Here is a 6,411-nt window from a genome sequence, read left to right as displayed (position 1 = left end):
ACGAAACTGGGTGCGCGCGACCGCGCCCAACTGGTCGTCATCGCCTACCGGACGGGCCTGGTCACCCCCGACGCGTGACCGGGGGCGTCCTCGCCACCGCAAACCGCGCCCGGGGCTCGTCGAGCGCGCGGCCGAGCGGCTCGGGGTGGCGCCGTCGGACTGCGCGGTCATCGGCGACATCGGCGGCGACATCGAGGCCGCCGCGGCGGCCGGGGCGCGCGGCATCCTCGTCCCGACCGGCCGGACCCTGCGCACGGAGATCGCGCAGGCGCCGGAGACGGCGCCGACGCTGGACGCCGCCGTCGACCTGGTCCTCGGCGGAAGGCGGCGCCGATGAGAGTGCTCGTCGCACGCCAGGACAACATCGGCGACGTCCTGCTCGCCGGCCCCGCCGTGCGGGCCGTCGCCGAGCGCGCCGACGAGCTCGTGCTGCTGTGCGGGCCGCGCGGGCGCGCCGCGGCCGACATGCTGCCCGGCGTCGACCGGGTCATCGAGTGGCGCGCCCCCTGGATCGACCCGGACCACGTCCCCGTCGAGCAGGCCGACGTCGACCGGATCGTCCGGACGCTCCGGGGGTTCGACCGGGCGCTGATCCTCACCTCGTTCCACCAGTCGCCGCTGCCGCTCGCGCTGCTGCTGCGGCTCGCCGGGACGCCCTGGATCGGCGGCATCAGCGAGGACTACCCGGGTTCGCTGCTGGACCTGCGGCACCGCCCCGACACCGACGTGCCCGAACCGCTGCGCATGCTCGCCCTGGTGGAGGACGCCGGGTTCCCCGCCCCCGCCGACACCCGGCTGCGGGTCCGCGGCCCGCTGCCCGAGATCGACCACCTCACCGGCGGGCCCGGCTACGTGGTGGTCCACCCCGGGACGTCGGTCCCCGCGCGCGCCTGGCCGCCCGGGCACTGCGCCGAGGCGGTGCGGCTGCTCGTCGCGGCCGGGCGCCGGGTGGTCGTGACCGGCCACAAGGACGAGAAGGAACTGACGGCGCTGGTCGCCGGGGAGGACGGCCTCGACCTCGGCGGGCGCACCAGCCTGCCCGAGCTGGCGGCGGTGCTGCGCGGCGCCTGCGCCGTCGTCGCCGGCAACACCGGCCCCGCGCATCTGGCGGCGGCCGTCGGGACTCCGGTCGTGTCGCTGTTCGCGCCGACCGTCCCCGCCGCCCGGTGGGCGCCCTTCGGGGTGCCGCTGGCGCTGCTCGGCGACCAGCGCGCCCCGTGCAAGGACAGCCGCGCCCGGGACTGCCCCGTGGAAGGCCACCCCTGCCTGTCGTCGGTCGGCCCCGACGAGGTCGCCGCCGCCGTGGAGATCGTGGCGTCGGACGAGATCGCCGCGACGGACGAGGAGGCGGCCGCCCGATGAGAGTGCTGATGTGGCACGTGCACGGATCGTGGGCGACGTCGTTCGTCCACGGCCCGCAGACCACGCTCGTCCCCCTCACCCCCGACCGGGGCCCGGACGGCAGGGGCCGCCCCGACACCTTCCACTGGCCCGACCGCGCGGTCGAGGTGCCCCCGGAACGGCTCCGCGACGAGGACGTCGACGCCGTCGTCCTGCAGCGCCCCCACGAGCTGCGGCTCGCCGAGGAGTGGCTCGGGCGCCGGCCCGGACGCGACGTCCCGGCCGTCTACGTCGAGCACGACACGCCCCGCCGGACCCCGTCCGACGTGGGCATGCCGGAGGAGGTCGTCCCCGACAGCCGCCACTTCCTGCACGACCGCTCCGACATCCCCGTCGTGCACGTCACCCACTTCAACCAGCTGTTCTGGAACTGCGGCCGCGCCCCGACCACCGTCATCGAGCACGGCGTCGTCGACCCCGGCTACCGGTACACCGCCGAACTCCCGCGCGCGGGCGTCGTCATCAACGACCCGCTGCGCCGCGGCCGCGTCGCCGGCGCCGACCTGCTGGCCGAGCTGGCCGCCGCCGTCCCCGTGGACCTGTTCGGGATGAACGTCTCCGGCGCGCCCGGCGAGCTCGGCATCCCGCACGAGTCGCTGTGGACCTTCGAGGACCTGCCGCAGGCGAGGATGCACGACGAGCTCGCCCGCCGCCGCGTCTACGTCCACCCCTACCGGTGGACCTCGCTCGGCCTCGCGCTGATCGAGGCCATGATGCTCGGCCTGCCGGTGGTGGCGCTCGCCACGACCGAGGCGGTCGAGGCGGTGCCGCCGGAGACCGGGGTGCTGTCCACGCGGGTCGCCACCCTGGCCGACGCCGCGCGGACCCTGGCCGCCGACCCGCCGCGTGCCCGCCAGATGGGAAAGGAGGCGCGGGCCCACGCCGTCGAGCGGTACGGGCTCGCGCGGTTCCTGCGCGACTGGCGGCGAACTCTCCAGGAGGTAACGCGATGAAGATAGCCATGATCTCCGAGCACGCCAGCCCCCTCGCCGCCGGCCGCGGCTCCGCCGGGAAGGGGCTGGGCGGAGCGGACGGCGGCGGGCAGAACGTGTTCGTCGCGGAACTGGCCGCCGAACTCGGCGGGCAGGGGCACCTCGTCACCGTGTACACGCGCCGCGACGCGGCCGGCCTCCCCGAGCGGGTCGCGTTCGCGCCGGGCGTGACCGTGGAGCACGTCCCGGCGGGCCCGGCCGAGCACATCCCCAAGGACGACCTGCTGCCGTGGATGCACGACTTCGGGAGGTACCTGCAGCGGCGCTGGGCCGCGGACCCGCCCGACGTCGCGCACGCCCACTTCTGGATGAGCGGCCTCGCGGCCGTCCAGGCCGCGCAGGCGGCGGGGGCCCGGCGCGTCCCGGTCGTGCAGACCTACCACGCGCTCGGCACCGTCAAGCGGCGCCACCAGGGCGACGACGACACCAGCCCCGCCTCCCGCATCCGGCTGGAGCGGGCGCTCGGGCGCGCCGCCGACGCCGTCGTCGCCACCTGCTCGGACGAGACCGCCGAGCTGGCCGCGATGGGCGTCCCCCGCGACCGCGTCCGCGTGGTGCCGTGCGGGGTCGACCTGGACCTGTTCTCCCCCGCCGGCCCCGCCCGCGGCGGGCGGGAGCGGCACCGGCTCGTGGTGCTGTCACGGCTGGTCGAGCGCAAGGGCGTCGACACCGCGATCCGCGCGCTGGCGCACCTGCCGGACGCCGAGCTGCTGGTCGCGGGCGGGCCGCCCCGCGGCGGCCTCGGCGGCGACCCCGAGGTGCGCAGGCTGCGGCGGGTGGCGGCGGACGCGGACGTGGCGGAGCGGGTGGAGTTCCTCGGCCGGCTCGGCCGCGAGGAGGTCCCGCCGCTGCTGCGCTCGGCGAGCCTCGTCGTCTCCCTGCCCTGGTACGAGCCGTTCGGCATGGTGCCGCTGGAGGCCATGGCCTGCGGCGTCCCGGTGGTGGCGACCGCCGTCGGGGGGCATCTGGACACCGTCGTGGACGGCGTCACCGGCGTGGTCGTCCCGCCGCGCGACCCGGAGCGGGCCGCCAGGGCGATCCGGCGGGTGCTGGACGATCCGGCCGGGCGCGCCGCGATGGGGCTCGCGGGCGGCGGGCGGGCGCGCGGGCGCTACTCGTGGGCCCGGGTCGCCGCCGACACCGTCCAGGTCTACCGGGAGGCCGCCGCGCTGAGCGAGGTGGCGGCCTGATGACCGCGCAGCCCGGAATCCGGACCCGCACCGCCACCGTCCACGACCGGCGGCTGGAGGCGCTCGCGGAGGCGGCGCTGCTGTTCCGCGAGCAGGTCCCCACCGTGCAGGCGTGGGGCCTGCGCCTGGCCGCCGTCCTGAGCGCCGGGGGCCGCCTGCTGGCCTGCGGCAACGGCGGCAGCGCCGCGGAGGCGCAGCATCTGACGGCCGAGCTCGTCGGCCGGTTCGAGGACGAGCGCCGGCCGCTGTCGGCGATCCCGCTGCACGGCGACACCTCGTCGGTCACGGCGATCGGGAACGACTACGGCCCGGCCATCGTGTTCGAGCGGCAGGTGCAGGCCCACGGCCGTCCCGGGGACGTGCTGGTGTGCCTGTCGACCAGCGGGCGCAGCCCCAACGTGATCGCGGCGGCGCGCCGGGCCCGCGGGCTCGGGCTCACGGCCTGGGCGGTCACCGGGCCGGGCCCGAACCCGCTGGCCGAGGCCTGCGACGACGCGATCAGCGTGCGGGCCGCCTCGACCTCGACCGTCCAGGAGATCCACCTCGCCGCGATCCACCTGCTGTGCGGCGCGGTCGACGACGCGCTGGGGGTGCGGGGTGCCTGAGCGGACGCCTCACGTGACGCACGGAAGGGAGGGACCATGACGGCGCCACTGGTCGTGGTGGGCGACGTCCTGCTCGACATCGACGTCGTCGGCAGCAGCACCCGGCTCTGCCCGGACGCGCCCGTCCCCGTCGTCGAGCAGGCCGAGGAGCGGCCCCGCCCCGGCGGGGCGGGCCTCGCGGCGCTGCTCGCCGCGGCGGGCGGCCGGGAGGTGGTGCTCGTCGCCGCCCTCGCCGACGACGCCCCGGGCCGGCGGCTGCGGGCGATGCTGGAGCGGCACGTGGAGGTGGCGGCGCTCCACCTGCACGGCGGGACGCCCTGCAAGCTGCGCATCCGGTCCGGGGGCCAGTCGGTGGCGCGCCTGGACGCCGGGGACGGGCAGGCCCTCGACGGGCCCGTCGGCCCCCGCGTCGCGGAGGCGATCGCCGGGGCGGGCGCCGTGCTGGTCTCCGACTACGGCCGCGGCGTCTCCCGGCACCGCGCCGTGCGGTCCCTGCTCGGCGAGCTGCCCCCGAGCGTCCCCGTCGTGTGGGACCCGCACCCGCGCGGCGAACCGCCGGTGCCGGGGGTGCGGCTGCTCACCCCCAACGAGGAGGAGGCCGCCCGGCTCGCCGCGGCCGACGGCGCCGACATCACCGGGTTCGGGCTGTCGGCCGCCGGGCGGCGCGGCCGCCACCTCGGCCGCTCCTGGAGCCTCGACGGCGTCGCGATCACGCTCGGCGCCGAGGGCGCGCTGCTGTGCGACGGGTCCGAGGCGCCGTTCCTCGCGCCCGCCCGGCCCGCCCGCGGCGACTCGTGCGGCGCGGGCGACAGCTTCGCCGCCGGGGTCGTCGGCGCGCTCGCAGACGGCGCGGACCTGCCCGCAGCGGTCACCGAGGGCGTCGACCGGGCGTCGGAGTTCGTCCACGCGGGCGCCGCCGCGGCCGTCGCGGCGCAGCTCGCCGAGTCCGGCACGGCCCGGCTCGTCCCCGAGCGCGGCGAGGACGCCTGGGACGTCGTCGAGCGGACGCGGCGGGCGGGCGGCACGGTGGTGGCCACCGGCGGCTGCTTCGACCTCCTGCACGCGGGCCACGTCAGCCTGCTGCAGCAGGCGCGCAGGCTCGGCGACTGCCTGATCGTCTGCGTCAACTCCGACGCGTCGGTCCGGCGCCGCAAGGGGCCGTCCCGCCCGGTGACGCCCGCCGCGGACCGCGTCCGGGTGCTGGAGGCGCTCAGCGACGTCGACGCCGCGCTGGTGTTCGACGACGACACCCCGGCGCCGCTCCTGGAGCGGCTGCGCCCCGACGTGTGGGTCAAGGGCGCCGACTACGCCGGGGCGGCCCTGCCCGAGGCCGAGACGATCCGGGCCCACAACGGCGAGGTGGTCCTGCTGCCCCTCCTGGAAGGGCGCTCCACCACGCGCCTGCTGTCGACCACGAAGGGAAACGCGTCATGAAGGTCCTCATCACCGGCGGCGCCTCCGGACTCGGCGCGGCGGTCGCGCGGAAGGTCGCCGACGACGGCGGGCGGCCCCTGGTCCTCGACCGGCACCCTCCGAAGGAGGACTTCGAGCACATGCAGGCCGACCTCGCCGACCGCCGGTGCGCCGAGCGCGCCGTGCACGGCCTGGCGCGCGCCGCCGGAGGGCTCGACGCCGTCGTCACCGCCGCCGGCATCGACGCCTGCGGGACGCTGTGCGAGGTCCCCGCCGAGGACTGGGAGCGGGTCGTCCAGGTGAACCTGCTCGGCACCGCCGCCGTCGTCCGCGCCGCCCTCCCGTACCTGGAGAACGAGCCGCACGGGCGGGTCGTCACGGTCGCGTCCACCCTGGGGTTCCGCGCGCTGAGCGACGCGACCGCGTACTGCGCGTCCAAGTTCGGCGTCGTCGGCTTCACCCGGGCGCTCGCCGCCGAGACGGCCGGGAAGGTCGCCGTCACCATGGTCGTGCCGGGCGGGATGGACACCGCGTTCTTCGACGACCGCCCCGACCAGTACAAGCCCGGGGCCGACGCCGAGCTGAACCGGCCCGAGAACGTGGCGGCGACCATCGTGTTCGCGCTGAACCAGCCGCCCGGCTGCGAGGTGCGCGAGCTGGTCGTGTGCCCGTCCCACGAGCCGTCGTGGCCGTGACGGCCGCGGCGCGCGGCGCGCTGGTGCTGCGGGCGCTCGGCCTCGGCGATCTGCTGACCGCCGTCCCGCCGCTGTGCCGGGCGCGGGCGATGGCCGCCGACGGGTCGTCGTGCAC

Annotated in this window: 7 protein-coding genes; all 7 read left to right on the top strand. The window is 77.4% G+C overall.

The window, feature by feature from the left end:
- On the top strand, positions 1 to 337 hold a 337-nt coding region (locus AB0K37_RS39450; RefSeq protein WP_363990584.1), incomplete at its 5' end, for an HAD-IA family hydrolase.
- Positions 334 to 1,362: a glycosyltransferase family 9 protein gene (locus AB0K37_RS39445; protein ID WP_363990582.1), complete on the top strand. Its 1,029-nt coding sequence runs from the start codon at positions 334 to 336 to the stop codon at positions 1,360 to 1,362. The genes AB0K37_RS39450 and AB0K37_RS39445, both read left to right, overlap by 4 nt.
- The gene (locus AB0K37_RS39440; RefSeq protein ID WP_363990579.1) at positions 1,359 to 2,354 is read left to right on the top strand and encodes a glycosyltransferase family 4 protein; all 996 of its coding nucleotides are present in this window, start codon (positions 1,359 to 1,361) and stop codon (positions 2,352 to 2,354) included. Before AB0K37_RS39445 ends, AB0K37_RS39440 begins: the two co-directional genes overlap by 4 nt.
- The gene (locus AB0K37_RS39435) at positions 2,351 to 3,583 is read left to right on the top strand and encodes a glycosyltransferase (RefSeq protein WP_363990577.1); all 1,233 of its coding nucleotides are present in this window, start codon (positions 2,351 to 2,353) and stop codon (positions 3,581 to 3,583) included. The genes AB0K37_RS39440 and AB0K37_RS39435 overlap by 4 nt, the downstream gene beginning before the upstream one ends.
- Positions 3,583 to 4,188: an SIS domain-containing protein gene (locus AB0K37_RS39430; RefSeq protein WP_363990574.1), complete on the top strand. Its 606-nt coding sequence runs from the start codon at positions 3,583 to 3,585 to the stop codon at positions 4,186 to 4,188. Before AB0K37_RS39435 ends, AB0K37_RS39430 begins: the two co-directional genes overlap by 1 nt.
- A gap of 36 nt (positions 4,189 to 4,224) precedes the next feature.
- A complete protein-coding gene (locus tag AB0K37_RS39425) occupies positions 4,225 to 5,622 on the top strand; it encodes a PfkB family carbohydrate kinase (protein WP_363990571.1) in 1,398 nt (465 codons plus the stop codon).
- Positions 5,619 to 6,296 carry an SDR family oxidoreductase gene (locus tag AB0K37_RS39420; protein WP_363990569.1) on the top strand — a complete coding sequence of 226 codons (678 nt, stop codon included), beginning with the start codon at positions 5,619 to 5,621 and terminating at the stop codon, positions 6,294 to 6,296. Before AB0K37_RS39425 ends, AB0K37_RS39420 begins: the two co-directional genes overlap by 4 nt.
- The last annotated feature ends 115 nt before the right edge of the window (positions 6,297 to 6,411 follow it).

This window comes from Actinomadura sp. NPDC049753 (assembly GCF_040674655.1).
In the GTDB taxonomy this organism is placed as follows: Bacteria; Actinomycetota; Actinomycetes; order Streptosporangiales; family Streptosporangiaceae; genus Spirillospora; species Spirillospora verrucosospora.
This window is presented reverse-complemented; position numbering and strand designations above follow the sequence as displayed.